1 protein-coding gene is annotated in these 1055 nt (G+C 48.5%); it reads left to right on the forward strand.

The features are described from left to right. Positions 1 to 1055 (forward strand): IS3 family transposase gene (locus ACFQZE_RS24350; protein WP_379362063.1). Its coding sequence is split into 2 segments (ribosomal slippage), with 1056 coding nucleotides annotated over them: positions 1 to 213 and positions 213 to 1055; the frame shifts between segments, so codons are not numbered across the junction. This gene is flagged as partial in the annotation.

Here is a 1055-nt window from a genome sequence, read left to right on the forward strand (position 1 = left end):
CCGGTGCTACGAAGAGAGAAGTATTAGAGCAATTAGGCATTCGAAACCGAACTCAAGTGGAAACGTGGCTACGCTGGTACAGAGCAGGAGAGTTGCACCGTCTGAGCCAGCCTGTTGGCAAACAATATAGCTATGACAAAGGTCCAGAGTACGAATCAGAGACAGAGAAACTGCTTGCGGAGAATCGCTTTCTGAAGCAGCAGATCGAAGTACTAAAAAAGTTCAAGGAGTGGGAAAGGAGCTGTCGCCAGAAGTCATAATTCCATGGATGGAGAGTATCAAAACCAGCGTTACCGTGCAGCAAGCTTGCGACTGGATCGGATTGCCCCGTTCCACATACTATCGTTGGAAGAAACGACGTTTATCTGAGAAGTCAAATGAGCTTGTTTCACGAATCCAAGCGTTATGTCAGAAGCATCGCTTTCGTTACGGGTATCGGAAGATCACGGCCCAGTTACGCCGCGTAGAGACGGTCAATCACAAACGTGTACAGCGCATTATGCAACAGCATGGATGGCAGTGTCGGGTCAAGGTGAAGAAGCGTAAACCGACGGGACAGCCCGCACATGTGGCCGAGCACTTGCTGCAAAGGCGCTTTGTAGCAGATCGCCCTTTGCAGAAGCTAGTCACGGACATTACCTATCTTCCTTATGGCAGCACCATGATGTATTTGTCGAGTATTTTAGATCTGTACAACGGCGAGGTTGTGGCCTACAGTATTGGGAATAAGCAGGATGTCCATTTTGTGCTGGATACCCTGCAGCAGCTCCCTGATGTGAGCGGAGCTATGCTGCATAGCGACCAGGGCTCCGTTTACACCTCTTATGCGTATCAGCATGCTGTAAAGGAAAAGGGCATTACCATGAGCATGTCCCGTAAAGGAACGCCCGCTGATAATGCCCTGATCGAGTCGTTTCATTCCACGCTAAAGTCTGAAACGTTTTACCTTGAACCGCTCACTTGCACAACGACGGCAATCGTTGTACAAACGATTCAAGCGTACATTCTTTACTATAACTCAATTCGTATTCAAGCGAAACTAAATAACCAGTCGC

The organism is Paenibacillus sp. GCM10027627 (genome assembly GCF_042675505.1).
Lineage (GTDB): Bacteria > Bacillota > Bacilli > Paenibacillales > Paenibacillaceae > Pristimantibacillus.